Genomic DNA, 21,810 nt, shown 5'->3' with positions numbered 1-21,810 from the left:
AGATGGAGATCCCCGAATAAATCGGGGATGACAAGAAGAAGGGATGGCTGGACAGAAACTTTGATAGAATAGGGTAAAAAATGAACAATAGTCGTAATAAGGCCATCTACGATATCGCAACTGCTCCTGTGACTGCGGTGAAGCCTGCCGCTCCAGCAAATGTCGATTTCTATGGCGAAGACGTTTTCAATGCCGATGCCATGCGCACCTACCTCCCGAAGGATATTTGCGAAAAATTGCTCGCAACGATTGACGAGGGCGTGGCTCTTGATCCGAGCATCGCTGGTGATGTCGCTCATGCTATGAAGCGCTGGGCAATGGATCGCGGTGCAACGCACTTTACGCATTGGTTCCAGCCTTTGACGGGTTCGACGGCCGAAAAGCACGACAGTTTTATTGAACCGTCTGGTGGCAAGGCCATTATGGCTTTCAGCGGCAAGAATTTGATTGTGGGCGAACCGGACGCTTCGAGCTTCCCGAGTGGTGGTTTGCGATCCACGTTCGAGGCTCGCGGCTATACCGCTTGGGACCCGACTTCTCCGGCTTTCATCAAGCGTCACGGCAATGGTGCTACGCTCTGCATCCCGACTGCATTCTGCAGCTACACCGGTGAAGCTCTCGACAAGAAGACGCCGCTCCTCCGCAGCTTGCAAGCGCTTTCCAAGTCGACTCGCCGCCTCATGACTTGCTTCAAGGCCGGTCCGAAGAAGACGACTGTTACGCTCGGCGCCGAACAGGAATACTTCCTCATCGACAAGAGATTTTATCTGCAACGCCCGGACCTGTATCAGGCCGGTCGCACGATTTTCGGTGCTACTCCTGCAAAGCACCAACAAATGAATGACCATTACTTTGGCAGCATCCCGAGCCGCATCTTGAACTTTATGAACGATGTGGAAAAGGAACTGTGGAAGCTTGGTATCCCGGCAAAGACTCGTCACAACGAAGTGGCTCCGGCCCAGTTCGAACTTGCTCCGCTCTTTGAAGAAGTGAACCTTGCTTGCGACCACAACATGCTTGTGATGGAAACGCTCCGCAATGTGGCTGACCGCTACGGTCTCGTTTGCTTGTTGCACGAAAAGCCGTTTGCAGGCGTGAACGGTTCTGGCAAGCACAACAACTGGAGCCTTTCTTACGGTAAGGGCAATTTGCTCAATCCGGGTAAGGACCCGCATCAGAACGCCGTGTTCCTCACCGCCATTTGCGCCATCATGTATGCTGTCGATACGCATGCTGATTTGCTCCGCATGACTTGCGCAGGTGCTGGTAACGATCACCGTCTTGGCGCTCACGAAGCTCCTCCGGCAATCATCTCCATTTACCTTGGCGATCAGCTTATGGACGTGATTGAACAGCTTGAACAAGGCGTGCCGAAGTCTAGCAAGCAAGCGGGTGCCATGAAACTTGGCTCTGATACGCTCCCGCCGCTCCCGCGTGACGCTACGGACCGCAACAGAACTTCGCCGTTTGCATTTACGGGCAACAAGTTTGAATTCCGTGCACCGGGCTCAAGCCAGAGCTGCTCTGAACCGAACGTTGTTCTGAATACGATTGTCGCTGAAGCTTTCGACATGATCTCTGAGCAGCTCGAAAAGCTTGATGACAAGAACTTCCACACGGGCCTGCAAAAGATTTTGCAAAAGATCGTGAAGGAACACAAGCGCATTCTTTACAATGGCAACGGCTACACTGAAGAATGGGTGAAGGAAGCTGAAAAGCGTGGCCTCCCGAACATCCGCACTTCTATGGAAGCGCTCAAGGCTTTGACGAAGGACGAAAACATTGCGCTCTTCGAAAAGTATGGAGTGATGAACCGTGCCGAAATGGTTTCCCGTTACGAAGTGAATGTGGAAGATTACCACAAGCGCATCCACATTGAAGGTGAAATCGCCCGCGATATGGCGAAGAACATCATTTTGCCTGCTGTTGTTGAGGCTTACTCCAAGGCGCTCAAGACAAACGAAATGGCCCTTAACCAGGGCTTTCCGAGTCTTGACGGCTACGCCAAATCGCTCGGCGAAGGCATGAACCGCTTGCTCGCTGCGATTGACGTGATGGAAAAGGCGCTCGGTGGACTCCACGAAGGCATTGTCGATGCGATTGCCGCTCTCCGCAAGGAAGTGGATGGCCTCGAAAAGATTGTGCCGAACGAACTTTGGCCGCTGCCGAAGTATAGGGAAATGCTGTTTATTTATTAGTCAGTAGTCAATAGTCCTTGGTCAATGGTTGTTGGCTAATGGTTTGAATGAAATTGAAAAAAGTCGCGGGGATGCCTCGCGACTTTTTCTGTTATTTCTTTCTCAAGCTCGTAAGTGCGAACACAAGCGATATGGCAATCCCGACAAGCGGCAAATAAGCGGGACTTTGGATTTTTGCCGTGGATGCGAGGATTGCCGGAATGAGCCCGAAGAGCCCGCCGATAATCACGCCTGTGTACCAGAGCGTTTTCTTGACTTTGAATTTTTTGTGCGCGATGATGGCGACCGCGAGCGGGGCAACGATGCCTGGCGTGTAAACGGAGTAGGCCATTGTCAAAAGCCCGATGATGTCTTTGCCTTGGAGCGCAAGATAGGTGGCGATAATGCCGATGACAACGACTGAAATGCGCACAACAGAAATGCGGTGCGTGTTCAGAATGTCGCTCCCGAAAATGGCGGCGGAATTGATAAGGCATGTGTCTGCCGACGAAAGAAGTGCGGACAAAAGCCCGACGGAAAGGAGGGCGGCAAGCGGGAGCGGGAGCACGCCGGAGGCGAGGCGGAACAACGGATTCGTGGCGGAGCCTGCTGTGGCGGGGGCGTAAGTGGCGGCCCACATACCGAGTAAAACGATAATCACGCTAAAGGCGAGGATGGCAAAGCTGCCGGCGATAACGGCCTTGCGTGCTGATGTTGCATCTTTTGCAACGAGGTTTCTGGAAATGACATCGGGGCCGAGAAAGTATGCTCCGCCGATAGTGAACAGCATAATGGCTAAATCGCTGATGCCGAACTTTTCATTCAAAAGATTGAAGTTGCCAAAAGTTACGAGACCCGCGGGATGCGCGACAGTTCCATTTGCGAGTGCGACTGACCCGTTTGCGATTTCTTGCGCAGTTTGGAGCGATGCGTTTTCAGCGCCCGAGAATCCGCCGAAAAGATAAACGGCGGCGGCGAAAAATCCGAGCGTCAAAATTCCAAATTGCAAAGCGTCGGTGCGCACAACAGAAAGTTGCCCGCCCAATAGCGTATAGACAATGACGATCACTGCGGTAATCAATACGGATTGCGTACCGGCATCGTGACCGAGCACAAGCCCGATGAACCCGGCGACGGCTGCGAATTGCGCGGCGATAATTCCAATCCACGAAACGGCGATGATTAAAGCGACAAGCTTTCGACCTGTTTTGCCGACTGTCTTTTCTGCAATTTCGGGGAGCGTGCGCACGTCAAGATCGTGAACGGGTTTGCTCAAAAATGCGGCTTGAAACCAGAACCCAATCGCTCCAACGGCGAGCCACCAAAAGGCGGCAAAACCGATGCTCTCGGCACGTGCGGCAATGCCCACTGTTGCAGATGCCCCAAGGACGGTTGCCATGAGACTCATGAATACAAACGGGGAGCTTTGCTTACGACCTGCAACAACGTAATCATCAAAGTTCTTGACTTTAAACAAGTCTCGAATGCAGATGAAACCGAGAACAAAGAAGTAAATGAGTAATAGTTTCATATCGACATGAAAAGGCGATGCCCGATTAAATCGGGCATGACAGGTTTACGACGTTGTAAAATTAGAAATTTTAGAGATTGCCGTATTCTCCAATGTCAGGGATGAGCGTACCCGATTTCATGTGGTACGTGCGATTGTTGTAGCCAAATGCCGATCGGTCGTGTGTGGCGACAATGACGGCTGCGCCTGATTTTGCAAGCCTTCCGAAAAGGCTGAAAACCTTGCGGCTGTTGTCTTCGTCGAGATTGCTTGTCGGTTCGTCGGCGATAATCAAATCGGGATTGTTGACAAGCGCACGTGCGATGGCAACGCGGCGCAATTCTCCACCGGATAAGTTAGCGGGGTATTCGTTTGCCAAATGGGCGATGCCGAGTTTTTTGAGGAGACTCTGGATTTGCTCTTTGTCAATGCGGTGCTTGTAAAGGCTTGCTGCAAGTTCAATGTTTTCGGTCACGGTGAATGCGGGCAAACAGGCGGCGTTTTGCGGGATGTAGCCGATGCGCTCATTGCGCAACCTTGAACGTTCTTCGTCGTTCAAGGTGTAAAGCGGTTGCCCGTCAATGGCGATGCTGCCAGAAGTTGGAGCGCTGATGCCTGCGAGTGCGTTCAAAAGCGTGCTCTTGCCGCTTCCGGATTCTCCGAAGATGACCGTGTAATCGCCTGACCAAGCGAAGAAATCGGCGTTGTTGACGGCTGGGAACTTTTCACCGCGTCGGGTATATTCTTTTGTAATGTTGTTACCATTGAGTATCATTAAGTTTCCTCCTTTAAAGCCGAGTAAACATCTAGACGGCCAACTTGTTTAGCTATTCGATAGGCGGCTCCTGTGCCTGTGATTGTGGGAATGAATATTGCAACGATGATAATCGCAAAAATGGTTAGTGCGCTCGGAAGCAAGAACGGTACGGATAAACTGTCGATAATGAACACGCGGAACGAGAGCGTTGCAAATACGCTGATAAACGCGCCTACGACAGTGCCGATGATGGTTGCGAGCAATGATTCGCCAAGAACGATGTGTTCCAATCTCTTTTGCGTAAAGCCGATGACGCGGAGTGTTGCAAATTCGCGCTTGCGCTCGTTTGCTGAAATCGAGAATGCTATTGAAACGGCGGCGATGGCGACAATCAAGAAGAATGCGGCTATCACCCAGACGATGAGCTTGAAGGAACCTGCCGTGGCGATAACGCTATCGAACAAGTTCCTGCGCGGAATCACGTGAATGCCTTCGAAATTTTGATGAAGCGTCTGCGAGATTTTTTCGAAGTCTCCGCCTTTTTCGAGATTTGCGAGAATGGCGGAAGGTTCACCTTCGGAGATGAAATTGACCCCTTTTGCTTTTGCTGCCTTTTGCAATATTTCGATAGTCCCGACATCCGCAAAAATTGCCTGGTCAAGCTTGTTGCCCATGCGCTCTAGGTGTGCGACGACGGTAAATTCCTGATCGAAGAACTTGATTTTTCCGGATTCATCGACTTGAATGTCGCTACCCGCGATTACAGAACCAATGGGAAAGTCTTTCTTGTAGGTCTTACGAATCCACGGCTTGATGGTAAAATCGGTCTTGGAATCGAAACCGATAATGTTGACTTTCTTGTCACAGCAGCTTGACCCGAGCGTGGAAAAATAAAATTGCGATGTGGCAATTTTGATTCCTGGAACTTTTCGTGTAAATTCGAGAATTTCTCGAGGAAGCGTGCGATGGCTTAATTCGCCTTGCAATAAAACGGGCTGATCTTTTGCTTCGCTGCCCTGCGGGACGATGAGCAAGTCTGCGCCCATGCGTGATGAAAGTTGCTCTAGGCCTGCGTCAAGGCTTTCTGAAAAAAGAGCGCTTGATAAAAGTGTTGCCGAAGCGACTGCGGTTAAAATGACAAGCCCAATGCTTCGGAACGGGTGACGCCAAAAGTTTGTATAAATAATTCTAAGTATGATTTGATTCATTTAAGGTCTCCTGTCGCGTTATACTGCGATTCAATAAGTAAATGCTGTTGGCAATTCCAACGAGCGCAATGACGATTCCTGTGATTTGCAAAACCGGGGAAGAAACGGAATGACAGTGCATGTGGGGTGCTGCGCAAACGCCTACAATCACGGTGGGCACAAGGGCTGTGAAAACGCCGCCTGCAACTACTGCCAGCGACAAAACCTTTTGTGCTTTGGGAATAGCGATATAGACAATGCCAAAAATGGCGATGGCGATACCGATAAATCCGTCAACACTAGAGGTCTTTTGGCAGCGCATGATCATGTCTCCATGACCCGAGCAAAATGGAAGCAGAACAAATGAAAGTAGCGAAACGAGTACGCCAAATGCAATTGCTGTTGCGCCGAATAAAATACCTTTTTTCATAATGACCTCCTAGTTGACTTTTTTGTTTTTGTTCGAAGCCAAATATAGAAGGCAAATATGAGTTTGTCCAATACTTTATTTTTAGCGTGTTTTATTGTTTTTTGCTATAACAAAAAAAACGCCCATCGATGATGGGCGTGATGCAATGAGTTTGTACGCTTTGCTTAAGCGTTTGAATTGTGTTCGGCGGTGTATGTCTTGAGGTATTCTTCCATCTCGCGGATGTAAATGCGGCAGATGGTGCTGAGCATGAAGTTCTTTTTGGTGATGTAGCCAATTTCCATGGAACGGTCGTCTTCGCCTTTCGCGTCTTTGAACGGTACAGCGACGTAATCGGAACCGTTGATTTCTTCGCTAATGATGCCAGAGCAAAGCGTGTAGCCGTTGAGGCCCACCATCAAGTTGAGCATTGTTGCGCGGTCGTTTGCCTTAATTGTCTTGTGGTATTCGTTTGTACTCAAGATTTCTTCGGCGAAGTAATAGTTGCCGCTTTCACCCTGTTCAAAAGAAAGGCACGGATAATCCGAAAGGTCTTCGAGATTTACGTAGGGCTTGTTTGCAAGAGGATTATTTTTCCACATGTAGGCGTAGGCCTTGCATTCAATCAGCTTCTGGAAGACGAGATCGTGTTCCTTGAGCAAATACGTGATGTACTTGCGGTTAAAATCGCTCAAATAGATGATGCCGATTTCACTGCGGAGACTTGTCACGTCGTCGATGACTTCTTTTGTCTTTGTTTCGCGGATGGCAAATTCATAATCATCGATGTTGAATTTTTTTGCCATGTTCACGAAGGACTTGACAGCGAAGGAGTAGTGCTGCGTTGAAACAGCGAAACGCTTTTTCTTCTGCTCTTCCTTGCTATAACGCTCAATGACAGATTCGTAGTGATTGTAGAGTTCGTTTGCACGGGCGATGAATTCTTCGCCTTCGGGGGTGAGCGTGACGCCGCGGCTCGTGCGGTTAAAAATGGTAATCCCAATCTCGTCTTCAAGATCGTGAATGGCGGTTGTGAGAGAGGGCTGGGATATGAACAACGATTCGGCGGCCTTGTTGAAAGAGCCGACTTTCGCAATCCCGATGGCGTAACGTAATTGTTGTAAAGTCATGGTCTGTTTATATCCTTTTTTTGATTGCATGGTAAATATAGGAAATTTTGCGTTCTAATCCTATGTATATTATAGGAATATTAAAAAAGAAGAACCCTCAGGTGGATTCTAAGCATCCTAAGGGTTCTCGTTGCATCTATTGGACGGCTTCGAGTGCAACTTTTAATCTGTTGAGGGCTTTTTCTAGTATGCTGCGTGGACAAGCGAGGTTTAATCGTTGAAACCCTGCACCGGTCTTTCCAAATTTTGTGCCACTATTGAGCCAGAGTCGGGCCTTGTGGAGTATAAGATCGTCAACTTGCTCAGTCGTGAGTCCGGTGCCGTTAAAGTCTAGCCAGGCGAGATATGTCGCTTCCATCGGCACGAGCTTTACGCCTTTGAGGTTTTCGCGAATAAATTTTTCGGTGTAGTCAATGTTGCCTTTGAGATACTTGAGGAGGGCGTCGAGCCATACATCGCCTTTGGAGTATGCGGCTTCGGCTGCGAGGATCCCTTGAATGCTCACTTGGCTATAACCCGTGGCGTCAATTTGATGACGAAATGCGTTGCGAAGTGTTGGGTTCTTGATGATGGCGTGCGAAATTTGAACGCCGGCCAGGTTGAATGTTTTGGTCGGGGCGGTGACGATGATGGAGTTGTTTGCGAATTCTTCCCCAAGTGTGGCGAATACGGTGTGCGTCCCTTCAAAGACAAAATCGTTGTGGATTTCATCGCTTACGACAATGACGTGATGCTTTAAACAGATTTCGCCGAGGCGCAAGAGCTCTTCCCGGGTCCAGACGCGGCAAACCGGATTGTGCGGGCTGCATAGCAAGAATAATTTCACGTTGTTATCAACAATCTTTTTTTCAAAATCTTCGAAGTCTATATGGTAACGGCCGTCTTCTCCGTAAACGAGATCGCTGCTGACGACTTTACGGTCATTATCTCTGATGACATCGACAAAGTGCATGTAGACCGGTTCCTGAATGATGACGGCATCGCCAACATTTGTATATGCTTTTACGGCCAAGCCGAGCACGAACATGACGCCGGGCGTTTTGGTAACCCAATCCGGGCTTTCAATTTCATAATTGTGACGACGGCGGTAGAATCCCTGCAGAACACGGAAATAATCGTCCTGAGTGTCGCTGTATCCAAATATCCCGTGCTGGGCCGAACGGACTAACGCATCTTGCACGAATGAACTTGTCTTAAAATCCATGTCGGCAATCCAAAGCGGAAGTAGCCCGGACGGGTCTTCTCCCGGCTTTACAGCACCACGTTCCACATAGAAATCGTACTTGAGCGATTTCGTATGGCGACGGTCGATAATTGTATCAAAGTCTAAATTTTTTTCTTCGAGAGCATTTGACATTTTTACCCCCTGCGTGATTCGTTGAGTGCGTTTCGCAAATCGTCAATCAAGTCATCTACTTTTTCGATACCGACGGAAAGTCTCAATGTCGCATCCGTGATTCCGTTTTTTGCAAGAATTTCGGGCGGAACGTCTGCATGGGTTTGAGTGACGGGGTATGTAATGAGTGTTTCTACACCACCGAGGCTTTCTGCAAATTGAATGAGGCGAACTTTTTCAAGAATCGAAAGTGCAATGTCTTTGTCTGTGACTTTGAACGTGAGCATGGCGCCAAAACCGCGTGCTTGCTGCTTTATCGTTTTGTGCCCTGGGTGTTGCGGAAGTCCCGGATAAATGACTTCGGTCACGTTAGGCTCATTGGCGAGAAATTTTGCAATGGCGATGGCATTTTCTTGAGCGCGTTCCATGCGGAGCGCAAGTGTCTTGATGCCGCGCAAAACAAGCCAGGAGTCAAATGGTGCAAGCCCTGCGCCAGTTGTCTTGATGATGAAACGGAACTGCTCTAAAATGTCTTCACGGTTCGTGACGAGGAACCCTGCGATGGTGTCGTTGTGCCCGCCTAGATACTTTGTGCCACTGTGGACGACAATGTCTGCGCCTAAATCCAACGGATTCTGAAAATATGGCGAGAGGAATGTGTTATCTACAATCAGCAAGATTCCGTGACGTTTTGCAATTTTTGCGAATGCACGAATGTCGTACACGTTCATCATCGGATTCGTCGGCGTTTCGAGATAAATGGCGCGTGTGTTTTGATCGATGTATTCTTCGACGTTGTCTCGAGTAAAATCAAGGCTTGTAATTTTTAAGCCATTCTTGCGAGAAATATTATCGAATAAACGAATGCTTCCGCCGTAGAGATCGGAATCGGCAATGATGTGATCGCCCGGCTTGAAAATTTCAAAGAGGAGCGCAATTGCTGCCATTCCAGAGCTAAGAGCCAATGCACCAATGCCATGTTCTAAATTCGCCACGACTTTTTCGAGCTGTTCTCTTGTTGGATTTTGAAGCCGTGAATAATCGTAGCCTGTTGATTTTCCTACAGCGGGGTGTGCAAAAGTTGCCGTTTGATAAATCGGGAAACTGACGGAACCGTAATGCTTTTTACATGCAACGGCTTCGTCGTCTTTTAAGTGAATGCAGTCTGTTTCAATACATCGAGACATTAAAAATCCTTGCTAAAATAACGTTACTTTTTTTTATGCAAAATATAGAAGGCGATTGAGTCTTTGTCCAATACTTTCTTTTTAGCGCTTTTTATAGCTTTCGCCTATATTTTACTCACCCAGTGCGTAAACCTTTGTGGAAAGGTATTTGAACCCGCTATCGGCTGTGATGACGACGATGTTCTTGCCTTCGTTTTCGGGGCGTGCCGCAACAATTGAAGCAGCGTAAATGCCGGCTGCACCGGATGTGCCAAGGAATAGTCCCTCGTGTTCAGCGAGTTCGTGCGCGACACCGGTTGCCTGCAGTGTGGATACTTCAATGTATTCATCGTAGATGGACGAATCGGTTAAAAACGAAGGTGGTGTGTCGACATTTGCAAATGGGGCGACGCCGTCGATGACTCCGTGTTTTTCGGAGAGCGGGGTGAAAAATCTGGAATCAGGAGTGGCTTGCACGCCCACGATTTTTACATTCGGATTTTTCTCGCGGAAATATTTCGAAAGGCCGTTCAGTGTGCCGCCTGTGCCAGCCATGGAAACCACAAAATCGACCTTGCCGTCTGTATCTTCCCAGATTTCAGGCCCGGTTGTGTTGTAGTGGGCGAGCGGGTTGTATTCGTTTTCGCACTGGTTGATGAAAAAGGCGTTGTGTTCCTTTGTGTACTTTGTAATAGCCTCGATGACGAGGTTGTCAGAAATGGTGCCATCTTCAAGGGCTTTTTTTAATTCGGGAATGTCCTTGTAATCGAAAAGCTGAGCGCCGTATGTCTTGATGATTTGAACGCGTTCCTTGGAACCACCCGATTCAAAGAAAATCGTTACTTTGTATCCTTTTGCGGCTACGATAGCGGCAAGCGCAATGCCTGTGTTTCCGCTTGTGAGGTCTACGATTTCTCCACCAGGCTTCAATTTGCCTGTGCGTTCAGCTTCTTCAATCATGCTAAGCGCTGCGCGATCCTTGACAGAACCTGTAGCGTTGAAATATTCAAGCTTGGCGAGAATGTGGGCTTTGGCGTTGTGGTTCTTTTCAAAATTGTGGAGCTCAAGAAGCGGTGTATGCCCAATAAGTTCTGTAATGGAATGATGGATGTTTGACATTGTGACCTCGCGGATTTAAGCTTTTAAAAGGTAAAAATCAAAATCGCAAAATCAAAGTTTTTTTGCTGTTGAAAATGCAAAAATAGTGAATTTAATTTATTCTAATTTACTTGCCGTATTGAGTGCAATAAGATGTTTCTATTATACTAAAAAACTCTCGCAAGATTGTTCTTGCGGGAGTGTGAGCGTTTATTTGTTATGTTCCGCTGCTGATTATCCCTGAGGCCACGACACCCTTGTCTGCATAGAGCACGAGTACTTGACCCGGTGCCGATGCGAATTGCGGTTCGTCAAATTGCACGCTGATTGTACCGGCGGCAGTGTCTAGAGACGTAATCCTAGCGACCGCGCCTTTATGCCCGAGACGAATATGTGCTGTGAGCGGCTGCCTTAAAAGTGGCGATGTTTCCGAAACCATCAAGTTCAAGTCAACAGCAGAAACTTCTGTACAGCTCAATGCGTTTCGCGGTCCAAGAATTACCTGATTGTGGTGCGCGTCAATGGCGACAACGTAAAGCGGTTCTGCTTGCCCGCCTATGTTAAGCCCCTTGCGTTGCCCGATCGTGTAATGCACAATGCCCTTGTGCTTCCCGAGAACCTTGCCGTTCACATCGATAAAATCTCCGGGAACGTTATCGCTCTCGTCAAACAGTACCGAGTAATCGCCACACTCGATAAAGTCCTGGCTTTCGCGCTTTGTTGCAAAATCGTCCCAGCCGATTTCTTTGGCGAGCGCTTTCACGTCTGCTTTCTGCATTCCGCCGAGCGGAAAAATCACGGTGGAAAGTTGCTCTGCCGAGAGTCTCGATAAAAAGTATGTCTGGTCTTTATGTTCGTCCAATGCTTCGTACAAGAACGGAACATCGGGATTCTTGAAATCAAGACGCGCGTAATGCCCTGTCGCAAAGTAGTCAAAATCAATCCCGAGCTTGCGCGCTGCATGCTGTAGCGCTCCGAACTTGATGTTCTGATTGCAACGGACGCACGGATTTGGTGTTCTCCCTGCGCGGTATTCCGCACGGAAATAGTCAAGAACTTCTCGCTTGTAATCTTCGGCGACCGGAACAACATAATGCGGAATCCCGAGACGCTCGGCAACGAGCTTTGCTTCTTCGATATTCTTGTCTTCGCTCGGACCGTAGCAACCTTCGCGGCCTTCGACCACAGGCATTTTTACGGAGCCGTCCCACGTCGCCATTGTCATGCCGATAACTTCGTATCCTTGCTTTTTCAGTAAATACGCCGAAAGGGCGGAGTCCACACCGCCAGAAAGTCCTACTGCGACTCGCTTTTTTTGTGACATCTTGTTGCCTTTGGTAATTTACCCGGCGCGCATCTCGAAAAGCATTTCGAATTGCACAGCGGCGGATGATGTATAAAACACAAATAAACGCTAGGGAGGCGAATGGAACCATCTAGCGTTTTCACTCAATAATGAATCATCTTAATGTTTTTTCGGTTTCTACTGCGAGGCGAATGGAACCGCGAAGCACTTACCGAATATCTTTCAATCTATCTAATCACTTCCTACTGTCTACTTATTATTAGTCAGCGAAGAGCGGAGTGGAAAGGTAACGGTCGCCGCTATCCGGGAGGAGTGCGACAATCGTCTTGCCCTTGTTTTCCGGACGCTTTGCGAGTTCAATTGCGGCGTGCAAAGCTGCGCCAGAAGAAATACCCACGAGAATGCCTTCAGCCTTGGCAATTGCCTTCCCTGCGGCAAATGCGTCTTCGTTCTTGACCGGGAGCACTTCGTCATAGACGGAGGTGTTCAAAGTATCCGGAACAAAGCCTGCGCCAATACCCTGGATCTTGTGCGGACCAGCCGTGCCCTTGGAAAGCACCGGAGAAGATTCCGGTTCAACTGCGACAACCTTCACATTCGGATTTTGGGACTTGAGGTATTCACCGACACCTGTGACCGTTCCACCAGTACCTACGCCTGCGACGAAAATGTCAACCTTGCCATCCGTGTCTTCCCAAATTTCCGGACCCGTTGTAGCCTTGTGGGCTGCCGGGTTTGCCGGATTCACGAACTGTCCCGGAATGAAACTGTTCGGAATTTCCTGAGCAAGTTCTGCAGCGCGTGCGATGGCGCCCTTCATGCCCTTAGCGCCTTCAGTGAGAACGATTTCTGCACCGTAGGCCTTGATGAGCTGGCGGCGTTCAACACTCATGGTTTCCGGCATCACGATGATGATGCGGTAGCCACGAGCGGCCGCAACAGAAGCAAGACCGATACCCGTGTTGCCTGAAGTCGGTTCGATAATCACGGAACCCGGTTTGAGTTTGCCTGCTGCTTCGGCGTCGTCTATCATTGCCTTGGCAATACGATCTTTGACAGAACCTGCGGGGTTGAAGTACTCGAGCTTGGCGAGAATTTTGGCTCCAAGATTGTTTTCCTTTTCGATATGGGAAACTTCAAGGAGGGGGGTATGACCGATAAGCTGGTCAGCTGATGCGTAAATTTTAGACATTGTAGAATCCTTTTTGTTAGGGGTTTTGGTTTTAGGGATTAGGCGTTAGGTTTATAATCGCGGCAAAGCCGCCTGACTGACCTACAACCTATCACCTACAACCTATCACCTTATTGATGTTTTTATTAAATGTTATCCAGTGCCTGTGCGAGGTCGTTGATGATGTCTTCGTAGTGTTCCGTACCGATGGAGAGACGGATCGTTGCCGGAGAGATACCTGCTGCGGCGAGTTCTTCCGGAGTGAGTTCCGAGTGGGTCGTGGTGTACGGGTGAACAACGAGGCTCTTCACGTCAGCGACGTTTGCGAGCAAGCTGAAGATCTTGAGGCTGTCAATGAACTTGAAGGCTTCTGCCTGGCCGCCCTTCACGTCGAACGTGAAGATGGAACCGCCACCATTCGGGAAGTAACGTTCGTAAAGTTTGTGGTCCGGATGGTCCTTGAAGCTCGGGTGGTTCACCTTTGCAACCTTCGGGTGCTTCACGAGGAATTCGAGAACCTTCTTGGTGTTTTCCACATGGCGGTCAAGACGGAGGGACAATGTTTCCGTGCCCTGCAACAGGAGGAATGCATTGAACGGGGAAATTGCAGCGCCTTCGTCGCGGAGGAGAATTGCGCGGATGTAGACGATATATGCAGCAGCGCCAGCGGCAGCGGTGAACGGAACGCCGTAGCTCGGGTTCGTTTCGGTGAACTGCGGGAACTTGCCAGAAGCAGCCCAGTCAAACTTGCCACCGTCAACAATCACGCCGCCGAGAGTCGTACCGTGGCCGCCGATGAACTTCGTTGCAGAGTGGATCACGATGTCTGCGCCGTGTTCCAGCGGGCGGATCAAGTACGGAGTGCCGAAGGTGTTGTCGATGAGCACCGGAATCTTGTGCTTGTGGGCGATTTCAGAAATGGCTTCGATATCCGGGATGTCAGAGTGCGGGTTGCCGAGAGTTTCGATAAGGACGAGCTTCGTGTTTTCCTTGATGGAGCTTTCGACTTCCTTCAGGTCGCGAGTGTTCACGAAAGTCGTGTCGATGCCGAACGGACGGAGCGTGTGTTCCAAGAGGTTGTAGGTGCCACCGTAGATGGTGCGCTGTGCGACAACATGGTCACCCTTGCGAGCGAGAGCCGTGATAGCGTAAGTGAGGGCTGCTGCGCCAGAAGCGACCGCAAGGCCTGCGATACCGCCTTCGAGAGCCGCAATGCGCTTTTCAAAAACGTCCTGCGTGGTGTTGGTGAGTCGGCCGTAAATGTTGCCTGCATCCTTCAGGTGGAAACGGTCAGAAGCGTGCTGAGCGTTATGGAACACGTAAGAAGTGGTCTGGTATATAGGAACTGCGCGGGAATCGGTTGCCGGATCAGCGGTCTCCTGACCGACGTGGAGCTGAAGAGTTTCAAAATGGAGCTTGTTCTGAGTCGTCATATTGTTAGAATCCTTTTTTGCGCTTGGCGCGAAGTTTCGCGATCGCCCGATCGTTTTATAACTGTTGGCGATGGGCGTCGCGAGAGTTATCGTTTGCTAGGCGTTTGCCTCAGCGAATTTTGTGGCGGTATTATGCCCGCCCGTCTTTGACTTGGTTACACATTCGACATTTCATAGAGAAATCCTCCAGGCTTTTCCCTTGCGGGTCGCCTCGTTCGTTTGATGTGCATAATTTAAAAACTAAATCCTATAAAATCAATAGGATTTAGTCGTGAATTATAAATTTTTTTAAGAAAAGTAGCCTGTCTATAAATAAAAACTATAACAAGACCGTGTTTTTTATAATAGCAGGCGTTTTTTTGACGAAAAAACGCCTCTTTATGAGTCACCCTGAGCGTAGCAACGTAGTTACGAAGTCGAAGGATCCAGTAAAGTCTTAATTACTCGTACTTTTCCACGAGCTTTTTTGCTGTTTCCAGTATCATTTGCTTTAGCTTTTTTGGTTGTTCGACCGTCGCGATGTTCCCGTAATACATAATCCACTGCTTAAGCAGCTCGTTTACCTCGACTTTCATTGTCACGCGGATCTCGTCGCCTGGCGCGTTTTCCATTTTCATGGAACGGTGGTACGGACGTTCTTTCAAAAAGTTTTTGGCGTACTTCGGGAAGTAAATAACGACTTTTTCTTCTTGCGGATTCTGGTCGCCCAAAAGCAACGATCCCGTGCGGATGCGCTTGCGCAGTGATTCAACCACCTTCGGATCTTCTTCAAAATTTTCCTTCAGCAATTTCACCGATTCAATGCGTTGCAATTTTAACGCGTAAGTTTTATCGGGGTGGTGCTGCGAAACGCAACCGATATAAATGTCTCCATGACTTATGGCGATCATCAGCGGAACGCGTAGCTTGTTTGACGGTGTTCCCCAATTGTCAGTATATTTTATCTGTACTTTACGCTTTTGACGAATCGCGTTCAGAATAGTCGGCAGGTTCTTGCTCACGTTTTCGTCGTAATTTGGCGGAGTCCCCATAAAGAGAATGCGACCGTTTAGTTCTTTCGAATAGCTCTTCAGAATATCCTGCTGTTTCGCGGGCAAATCCTGCGTAATTCTTCTGGTAAGGTCATCGATAAGGCTTGCTGTTGCCGGGTACAAGTTTGCGATGCGCTGCAAAAAGACGAAATGCAAAACCATGTCACCAAAATCCGGGAATACGAGCTTGTTCGCACGTTCGAGCGCCGCCTAGTAATAAGTCTTGCCGCTGTCGGTAATGCGTTGGATGTAATGGCTTTCGAGATTTGTCAATGCCTGCATATCGCGCTGCACGCTTCGCAATTCACTTGCGGGAATATCCAAATGCTGCATGATATCCGTAACGCTATAACGATTGTTATAGTGTGCCATCAGGTACACAAAAATTCGCACCATGCGTTCACCGCGACCCGGATTTTCCATAAAACCTCGCTTCTGCTTTTTTTACCAATATAAAAAAGCAGACGACAATAAATGTCGCCTGCTAATATTCTTAGGAAAGTTTTTAGGCGAGAGACGCCTTGATCGAAAGAACTTCGGTCTCGGAGAGTTCCGTAAATTCAATGATTTCTTCAAGAGGCTTATTCTTCTGAAGCATTTTCTTTGCCATTTCACGAGCCTTGGTATTTGCTCCTTCCGCCAGCCCTTCAGCACGACCTTCAGCGCGTCCTTCAGCACGTCCTTCTGCTCTGCCTTCTTCAAGACCTTCTTTGCGGGCGTGTTTCTTTTCTACATACATTTCATATTGGCGGTCGCTCATAGCCATAGCCTCACTTACCAAAAACTCTTCAGTAAAGATACTCAATTCCGCCTTTTTCTGCAATAGCCCGAGCATCGATTCTTCTGGCACGGCAACCGGAATCTCGTTGTTAAGCCCGTCAATAACCCTAAGCCACTGTGCCAAAAGACTTTCATCTGAAGCATAATCGCCCTTGAGAAACTTGGGAATTTCGACAAGAGTGACCGTCTGCTTCTTGAAAAATTCCTCGTTGTCCTGATTTTTGAGACGGATGCTGTGGCGGTAATTCTTGGAATTTGGGAATCCGTTGAACATCTGCAAACTGATGAGGTTCAAATCCCGCAACCAGTAGCTGTCGCCACGGGGCTTGCTTGCAATCGTGTGCTTTGCCGTATAGAACACCAAGCGGTCGCTGTAAGTCTCGTCTTCGACATGCTGAACCTCCAGAACGATGCGCTCCAAACGCTTGTTCTCGGCTACAATATCCGAAGTGGTCGTCTTGACAAAAGCCCCATCAACCGCCGGATTCACAAAAGTAAGATTGTCAATGCAGTCGCCCCCATCCAACTTGAGAATAGCATTCAAAAAGCTTGCCGTCATCCTCATGTTATTCGGATTTCCAAACAACATCTTAAAGATAGAATCGTTGTAAATATAGACGTATTTGTATTTTTTGCGATACTCCTTAATGCACTTGTGAATATCGCCTCCCGCCTTATGTACCTCGCTAATGGTGCGGAGCATTTCTGCGTATTGTTCCCTATTCATAAATTTCCTTTTGCCGAATGAATCGGCGTTTGGTGAGAAATCCATATAGAATGGATTCCCGTGATTCGTTGATAGTTTATGAATGGATGGCGCGAGATAAACGCAAGACACCTATTCACAAACCTGTTATGACAGATTGTTTTCCCACGCCTCGAAGGCTATGGATGGTGCTCTACGTTGATCGTCAGGGGGCCAGTTTCCCCATAGGGTGTACGCTGCCTCGAATCGCGTGCCTGTCAAGCAAACAAAGGGAGGTCGACGCCAAGCAGAGAGTTAAACAGCCCGCCCGGCTCGAACACACGGTCAGCGGGATTAATGCTCTACGAAAATGAATATATAAATAATTTGTGGTGCATGCAAGAGACCCTTTTGCGGAATGTATATTTGATGTTATGCCGACCTTCACCAATTACATCCAAAACGAAGAACACTATTCCGAAGTGATTTCCCGTATCGCGACAGTCCGCGAAACGCTCTGGATTGGCACCGCCGACATCAAGGACGTATATGTGAAGCAGAACGGCGATTCCATACCGCTGCTCGGACAACTCGCAGGACTCCTCAAGCGCGGCGTGGGCGTGCGGCTCATTCACGCAAAAGAACCCGGCCCGAACTTCCGCGAAGATTTCGACCGCTATAAGATTCTCGCGACCGACCTCGAACGCGTCATGTGTCCGCGAGTGCATTTCAAGATGATAATTTTCGACCTCGAAACCGCTTACATCGGCTCTGCAAACTTGACTGGAGCCGGCATCGGCATGAAAAGCTCCCTCCGTCGCAACTTCGAAGCGGGAATCCTCACGAACGACCCGGAAATTGTCGAACCCGTTATAGAACAATTTGACACGCTTTGGATGGGCGCCCACTGCGAAAAATGCGGCCGCCAAGAATTCTGCGGAGATAGGATAAAGTAATACAATCCAACTGTTCGAACGCCTCGAACCAGCTTTGGGGTTTGGGAATGTTGCTGTTGCCCGAGACCAGCACTAGTGAAGAACTGAAATTAACTAAATTCCGCCAAAAATGTGCTGAAATTGTATTTTAGTCCATTATGAAGGGCTATTTTCTGTATTTTAGTCCATTTTGATGGATAAAAATATATATTTTAGTCCATTAAGAGGTGCCTTATGGACGAAAAAAAGATACTACAGGTCCTTGCGGAACAGAAAGAAGAAATTGCTGTCAGGCGAAATTCCTGGGTGTCGCGTAGCGAAGAATCCTTGTTTGAAATGGATAGTTCGCTTGCACAGGTGGTCATCGGGGTTCGTCGCAGTGGAAAATCGACGATATGCCACAAGGTGCTGCAGGATCATGGCATCAATTATGCTTATGCGAATCTTGACGATGACCGACTGATGTCGCTTACCGTTGAAGATTTGAACACGCTTCTGCTTTGCCTTTATCAGCTCTATGGTACGGACCTACAGTACATTCTCCTCGACGAAATTCAAAATGTTGATGGATGGCATTTGTTTGTGAACCGTCTTTTGCGACAGGGATTACACGTGTTTGTTACAGGCTCCAACGCAAAGCTGCTGAGTAGCGAACTTGCAACGCACTTGACCGGACGTTACAACGAAATACGCCTTTATCCGCTTTCGTTTGCGGAATACTGTACCTTTCATCAGGTGAATCTGCAAGATGTTACGACTAAGGCAGAAGCTGCTCGTAAATCGGCCTTCCTTGAATATCTGCAATATGGCGGGTTCCCGGAACTGCAAAACATCAACAACAAACGTGCTTACATACAAAGTTTATTCGATTCTATAATACTAAAGGATATCGCGGGTCGATTCAAAATTCGCCATGCCGAGGTTCTCCGTACCATCGCGAATCACATAATCAACAATTCTTGCCAAGAGGTCAATTACAAATCCCTGGCTGAGAATTTTGGACTGAACAGCACCACGACCGCAATAAAATACGTGGACTATCTTAAACAGGCTTTCTTGATTGGGCTGATGAGCAAACATTCGTTCAAGAGCAAAGTCCGGCTCCGTAACAGCAAGGCTTATGTGATTGATACGGGATTTATTGCCAATCGTGAAAACGCCCTCTCGCAAGAGAATCTAGGCTGGCGACTTGAAAACATGGTTTACATCGAACTGTTGCGTCGAGCCGCGAAGGAGTTCGATGACGTGTATTATTATAAGCCGTCGTCGCAATCTAAAGAAGTTGATTTCGTTATTTGCAGACAAGATAAAGCAAAGGAACTCGTGCAAGTCGCATACGAGATTGATTCTACCAAAGCGTTTAATCGCGAAACCTCGGCCTTGATCCAGGCTTCGGACGCACTCAAGTGCAATGAATTGACTTTAGTTTGCTTCGACGAAAGTCGGGATGAAGTCGTGAAAGACAAGACCATTCACATAAAAAATGCACTGGAATGGAGCCTTGGCTCTGGAAAGGCGTAGAAATTGGCTTTTTTTTGAAGGCTGTTGCTCCATTCTTACATTTTTAGTTTAAATTTGTACCGTAAACTATAATAAGAGGTTTTATCGAGTAGTAACATATTGACATAAGTTTGAGCTTTGCAGAAGCTCGGCATGCTCGGTCATATAAACTCAAGCATGCTTGGTTTCTGCGACTCTCGCAATTTGAGCTTTGCTCTTGGCTTCCTACAGAAATCGGCAAAATTTTTGATATACGGAAAACTGAGTTGCATAGGTTCACGCCGCGTGGCGTGGGTTTTTGCATTTATTCCGTATAGGTTTTGCCGAACCGCTGTAGGGTAATCGCATTAACTCCACGCTTTTTTTGTGGAATTTTGAAATCTGAGAGCAAACGACATCAATTGTCGTCTGCTCATTTTATATTGGGGCTATCGGCAAAACTAATGGAATGAATGTGAGGACTCGAAAAGGAAAATTTATAACAAGGATATCAATATGTCTGAAATTCATCATGCCTATCATTTATTGAAAATAGCAACGGAACTAGTTGAGTCTATTGATAAAGAAGCTGATGCAGCCCTTCCACATAAAATAGCGTCCACGGTAAAAGCATGTTCCAAAGGGGCTGCAATAGCTTCAGCTGCTGCTGGAGCTCTCCCAGGTGCAGGAAGTGTTGTTGCTGCAACTATTTCTGCTGGTTGTATTTGGGGTATGTATGTTAAAATAAATAGTGATATTGGATTGTCCATATCGTCAAATATTTTGAAAACTTTGGCATCGGGTATTGCGACGAATCTTGCCGTTGGAGCCGTTGGGTATTTAGCGGGTTTTGCTTTAGGTTTTGCAGCGTCGTTTATTCCTGTCGTGGGAACTGCAGTTTCCGTTACAACATTTGGAATATTGTGTTATGTTTTGACATTGACTTCTGGATATGTTTATTTAAAATTGCTTATTCATGTTTTTAGAACAGGAAAAGATATTAATCTAATGAGTGTCGAAGATTTAGAGAATGTAGCTAAGGATGTATGTAGCAAAGATGAAATCAAGGATGTTATGAAAGAAGCTAAAGCAGAGTATAAAAGAGATGAGAAAAATGGTGATTTTAAACAAGCTAGATAAAGGATTAAATCATGAAAACAACAACTGAAGAAACAAACGATCAATCCCAAAGTGTAGTTTTGAAGGGTATCGATAAGATTTACGAAGCTGTGGTCAGTGGTTCAGTTCCTGGTACGGATTCGGCTACCGAACTTGCTGAATCTTATTTGGCCGAATATAAGAATCCTTTAGATGCTGCAAATGCCCTTGTTCGATGGCAAAATGCGAAAGCGGCTGTCGATGGTGCTGTAACTAGTTTTGGCGGTTTTTTGACGATGCTTGCTACTTTGCCGGTTAATGTTGCCAGCGTGTTGTTTATTCAAATACGAATGGTCGCTGCTGTTGCTTATATTGGTGGTGTTCGTGATTTAAAGGACGATAAACTACAGACTGTAATTAAGTGTTGCTTGTTGGGAGAAAGCGTTTCTAGTGTTGCAAAAAAAGCGGGTGTTGAGATTGCTCAGAAAGTTGCGCTGAAAAAGCTAATGCCGATGATTTCGGGTAAAATGCTTACTAAAATCAATCAGGCTGTAGGTTTCCGTTTGATCACAAAGTTTGGGTCGAAAGGCGTTATTAATGTGGGCAAGGGCATTCCACTTTTAGGTGCTTTGGTTGGAGCTGTTTTTGATGGGGTCTCCACTAATATTGTAGGAAATGCCGCCATTGAAGCTTTTATTGTGAACCGAAATGAGGATTGATTCAAAGAGGTAATTTATGAGTTGCCTTGTGGTTTGTATATGGCTTGTTTTAGCTGCTGTAGCTTTTTTTTGCGGTGATATGGGCTGTACATTTATTGTAGGTCTAATTGCGGAAATAGTTTGGTATTTTTTATGGAACTAAAATGTTGTAAATGAATCAATGTCCCCAAAGTTCTACTGTAAATATTGCGGAATCGCTTTCCCTTCGGTTTTTGCGCTAGTGCATGCTCGCTGTGCAAAGCAGGGCGGTGGTGCAAATCACGTGCTGTACGAGGGTTCTGAAAAGTCTAAGTACACTTGCAAGTATTGCGGGCTGCAATTCCCGACGATATTTGCTATGGTGAACGCCCGTTGCGTTAAAAGTCCTTCGAGGGGCGGCCACGAACCGGCTCTGTAATTGGAG

General features: G+C 47.7%; 20 protein-coding genes. 6 read left to right on the top strand and 14 right to left on the bottom strand.

Annotation, left to right across the window (positions count from 1 at the left end; genetic code table 11):
• The first annotated feature begins 80 nt into the window (after nucleotides 1-80).
• Nucleotides 81-2,198, top strand: a complete 2,118-nt coding sequence (locus B3A20_RS14270) for a glutamine synthetase III (protein ID WP_290766174.1) — start codon at nucleotides 81-83, stop codon at nucleotides 2,196-2,198.
• A 91-nt stretch (nucleotides 2,199-2,289) separates the two neighbouring features.
• Here B3A20_RS14270 and B3A20_RS14265 read toward each other — a convergent pair whose 3' ends face one another.
• From B3A20_RS14265 to B3A20_RS14200, 14 genes are all read right to left on the bottom strand, one after another.
• Nucleotides 2,290-3,708 (bottom strand): sodium:solute symporter family protein, encoded by a 1,419-nt coding sequence (locus tag B3A20_RS14265; RefSeq protein ID WP_290766172.1) that lies wholly within the window; start codon nucleotides 3,706-3,708, stop codon nucleotides 2,290-2,292.
• A 70-nt stretch (nucleotides 3,709-3,778) separates the two neighbouring features.
• A complete protein-coding gene (locus tag B3A20_RS14260) occupies nucleotides 3,779-4,462 on the bottom strand; it encodes an ABC transporter ATP-binding protein (protein WP_290766170.1) in 684 nt (227 codons plus the stop codon).
• On the bottom strand, nucleotides 4,462-5,652 hold the full coding sequence (locus B3A20_RS14255) for an ABC transporter permease (protein WP_290766168.1): 1,191 nt from the start codon (nucleotides 5,650-5,652) through the stop codon (nucleotides 4,462-4,464). The genes B3A20_RS14260 and B3A20_RS14255 overlap by 1 nt, the downstream gene beginning before the upstream one ends.
• Nucleotides 5,633-6,061 (bottom strand): DUF4418 family protein, encoded by a 429-nt coding sequence (locus B3A20_RS14250; protein ID WP_290766165.1) that lies wholly within the window; start codon nucleotides 6,059-6,061, stop codon nucleotides 5,633-5,635. The genes B3A20_RS14255 and B3A20_RS14250 overlap by 20 nt, the downstream gene beginning before the upstream one ends.
• A 164-nt stretch (nucleotides 6,062-6,225) precedes the next feature.
• Entirely contained in the window at nucleotides 6,226-7,170 is a 945-nt protein-coding gene (locus tag B3A20_RS14245) for a LysR family transcriptional regulator (RefSeq protein WP_290766162.1), read from the bottom strand.
• 136 nt (nucleotides 7,171-7,306) lie between these two features.
• Entirely contained in the window at nucleotides 7,307-8,527 is a 1,221-nt protein-coding gene (locus B3A20_RS14240; protein ID WP_290766159.1) for a MalY/PatB family protein, read from the bottom strand.
• A gap of 2 nt (nucleotides 8,528-8,529) precedes the next feature.
• Nucleotides 8,530-9,693, bottom strand: a complete 1,164-nt coding sequence (locus tag B3A20_RS14235; RefSeq protein ID WP_290766156.1) for a trans-sulfuration enzyme family protein — start codon at nucleotides 9,691-9,693, stop codon at nucleotides 8,530-8,532.
• Nucleotides 9,694-9,804: 111 nt separating this feature from the next.
• Nucleotides 9,805-10,791 (bottom strand): PLP-dependent cysteine synthase family protein, encoded by a 987-nt coding sequence (locus B3A20_RS14230; RefSeq protein WP_290766154.1) that lies wholly within the window; start codon nucleotides 10,789-10,791, stop codon nucleotides 9,805-9,807.
• Nucleotides 10,792-10,987: 196 nt separating this feature from the next.
• Nucleotides 10,988-12,094, bottom strand: coding sequence for a tRNA 2-thiouridine(34) synthase MnmA (gene mnmA, locus B3A20_RS14225; protein WP_290766151.1), 1,107 nt, complete (start codon nucleotides 12,092-12,094; stop codon nucleotides 10,988-10,990).
• 241 nt (nucleotides 12,095-12,335) lie between these two features.
• Nucleotides 12,336-13,268: a cysteine synthase A gene (gene cysK / locus B3A20_RS14220; RefSeq protein ID WP_290766148.1), complete on the bottom strand. Its 933-nt coding sequence runs from the start codon at nucleotides 13,266-13,268 to the stop codon at nucleotides 12,336-12,338.
• Between the two features lie 125 nt (nucleotides 13,269-13,393).
• A complete protein-coding gene (locus B3A20_RS14215; protein WP_290766144.1) occupies nucleotides 13,394-14,680 on the bottom strand; it encodes an O-acetylhomoserine aminocarboxypropyltransferase/cysteine synthase family protein in 1,287 nt (428 codons plus the stop codon).
• Between the two features lie 440 nt (nucleotides 14,681-15,120).
• Complete coding sequence (locus tag B3A20_RS14210) at nucleotides 15,121-15,873, bottom strand: helix-turn-helix transcriptional regulator (RefSeq protein WP_290766142.1); 753 nt, start codon at nucleotides 15,871-15,873, stop codon at nucleotides 15,121-15,123.
• Between the two features lie 48 nt (nucleotides 15,874-15,921).
• Nucleotides 15,922-16,134 (bottom strand): hypothetical protein, encoded by a 213-nt coding sequence (locus B3A20_RS14205; RefSeq protein WP_290766140.1) that lies wholly within the window; start codon nucleotides 16,132-16,134, stop codon nucleotides 15,922-15,924.
• Nucleotides 16,135-16,216: 82 nt separating this feature from the next.
• Nucleotides 16,217-17,218: an Rpn family recombination-promoting nuclease/putative transposase gene (locus B3A20_RS14200; RefSeq protein ID WP_290766138.1), complete on the bottom strand. Its 1,002-nt coding sequence runs from the start codon at nucleotides 17,216-17,218 to the stop codon at nucleotides 16,217-16,219.
• Nucleotides 17,219-17,610: 392 nt separating this feature from the next.
• Here B3A20_RS14200 and B3A20_RS14195 point away from each other — a divergent pair, with 392 nt between their 5' ends.
• The 5 genes from B3A20_RS14195 (at nucleotide 17,611) to B3A20_RS14175 (ending at nucleotide 21,804) form a co-directional block, all read left to right on the top strand.
• The gene (locus B3A20_RS14195; protein ID WP_290766137.1) at nucleotides 17,611-18,132 is read left to right on the top strand and encodes a phospholipase D-like domain-containing protein; all 522 of its coding nucleotides are present in this window, start codon (nucleotides 17,611-17,613) and stop codon (nucleotides 18,130-18,132) included.
• Between the two features lie 213 nt (nucleotides 18,133-18,345).
• Nucleotides 18,346-19,632 carry an ATP-binding protein gene (locus B3A20_RS14190; protein ID WP_290766135.1) on the top strand — a complete coding sequence of 429 codons (1,287 nt, stop codon included), beginning with the start codon at nucleotides 18,346-18,348 and terminating at the stop codon, nucleotides 19,630-19,632.
• Between the two features lie 474 nt (nucleotides 19,633-20,106).
• The gene (locus B3A20_RS14185; protein ID WP_290766133.1) at nucleotides 20,107-20,730 is read left to right on the top strand and encodes a hypothetical protein; all 624 of its coding nucleotides are present in this window, start codon (nucleotides 20,107-20,109) and stop codon (nucleotides 20,728-20,730) included.
• A gap of 11 nt (nucleotides 20,731-20,741) precedes the next feature.
• Nucleotides 20,742-21,407 carry an EcsC family protein gene (locus B3A20_RS14180; protein ID WP_290766131.1) on the top strand — a complete coding sequence of 222 codons (666 nt, stop codon included), beginning with the start codon at nucleotides 20,742-20,744 and terminating at the stop codon, nucleotides 21,405-21,407.
• Nucleotides 21,408-21,567: 160 nt separating this feature from the next.
• Nucleotides 21,568-21,804 carry a hypothetical protein gene (locus tag B3A20_RS14175; protein ID WP_290766129.1) on the top strand — a complete coding sequence of 79 codons (237 nt, stop codon included), beginning with the start codon at nucleotides 21,568-21,570 and terminating at the stop codon, nucleotides 21,802-21,804.
• Nucleotides 21,805-21,810: the final 6 nt, after the last annotated feature.

The sequence above is a fragment of the Fibrobacter sp. UBA4297 genome, from assembly GCF_002394865.1.
GTDB lineage: Bacteria > Fibrobacterota > Fibrobacteria > Fibrobacterales > Fibrobacteraceae > Fibrobacter.
The sequence above is the reverse complement of the archived record's forward strand: the minus strand, read 5'-3'. Positions and strand labels throughout refer to the sequence as shown.

Bases quoted from the DNA above. Each gene is read 5' to 3' on its own strand.
- B3A20_RS14270 (WP_290766174.1), top strand. From the start codon at position 81: ATGAACAATAGTCGTAATAAGGCCATCTACGATATCGCAACTGCTCCT.
- B3A20_RS14265 (WP_290766172.1), bottom strand. From the start codon at position 3,708: ATGAAACTATTACTCATTTACTTCTTTGTTCTCGGTTTCATCTGCATT.
- B3A20_RS14260 (WP_290766170.1), bottom strand. From the start codon at position 4,462: ATGATACTCAATGGTAACAACATTACAAAAGAATATACCCGACGCGGT.
- B3A20_RS14255 (WP_290766168.1), bottom strand. From the start codon at position 5,652: ATGAATCAAATCATACTTAGAATTATTTATACAAACTTTTGGCGTCAC.
- B3A20_RS14250 (WP_290766165.1), bottom strand. From the start codon at position 6,061: ATGAAAAAAGGTATTTTATTCGGCGCAACAGCAATTGCATTTGGCGTA.
- B3A20_RS14245 (WP_290766162.1), bottom strand. From the start codon at position 7,170: ATGACTTTACAACAATTACGTTACGCCATCGGGATTGCGAAAGTCGGC.
- B3A20_RS14240 (WP_290766159.1), bottom strand. From the start codon at position 8,527: ATGTCAAATGCTCTCGAAGAAAAAAATTTAGACTTTGATACAATTATC.
- B3A20_RS14235 (WP_290766156.1), bottom strand. From the start codon at position 9,693: ATGTCTCGATGTATTGAAACAGACTGCATTCACTTAAAAGACGACGAA.
- B3A20_RS14230 (WP_290766154.1), bottom strand. From the start codon at position 10,791: ATGTCAAACATCCATCATTCCATTACAGAACTTATTGGGCATACACCG.
- mnmA (WP_290766151.1), bottom strand. From the start codon at position 12,094: ATGTCACAAAAAAAGCGAGTCGCAGTAGGACTTTCTGGCGGTGTGGAC.
- cysK (WP_290766148.1), bottom strand. From the start codon at position 13,268: ATGTCTAAAATTTACGCATCAGCTGACCAGCTTATCGGTCATACCCCC.
- B3A20_RS14215 (WP_290766144.1), bottom strand. From the start codon at position 14,680: ATGACGACTCAGAACAAGCTCCATTTTGAAACTCTTCAGCTCCACGTC.
- B3A20_RS14210 (WP_290766142.1), bottom strand. From the start codon at position 15,873: ATGGTTTTGCATTTCGTCTTTTTGCAGCGCATCGCAAACTTGTACCCG.
- B3A20_RS14205 (WP_290766140.1), bottom strand. From the start codon at position 16,134: ATGGAAAATCCGGGTCGCGGTGAACGCATGGTGCGAATTTTTGTGTAC.
- B3A20_RS14200 (WP_290766138.1), bottom strand. From the start codon at position 17,218: ATGAATAGGGAACAATACGCAGAAATGCTCCGCACCATTAGCGAGGTA.
- B3A20_RS14195 (WP_290766137.1), top strand. From the start codon at position 17,611: ATGCCGACCTTCACCAATTACATCCAAAACGAAGAACACTATTCCGAA.
- B3A20_RS14190 (WP_290766135.1), top strand. From the start codon at position 18,346: ATGGACGAAAAAAAGATACTACAGGTCCTTGCGGAACAGAAAGAAGAA.
- B3A20_RS14185 (WP_290766133.1), top strand. From the start codon at position 20,107: ATGTCTGAAATTCATCATGCCTATCATTTATTGAAAATAGCAACGGAA.
- B3A20_RS14180 (WP_290766131.1), top strand. From the start codon at position 20,742: ATGAAAACAACAACTGAAGAAACAAACGATCAATCCCAAAGTGTAGTT.
- B3A20_RS14175 (WP_290766129.1), top strand. From the start codon at position 21,568: ATGTCCCCAAAGTTCTACTGTAAATATTGCGGAATCGCTTTCCCTTCG.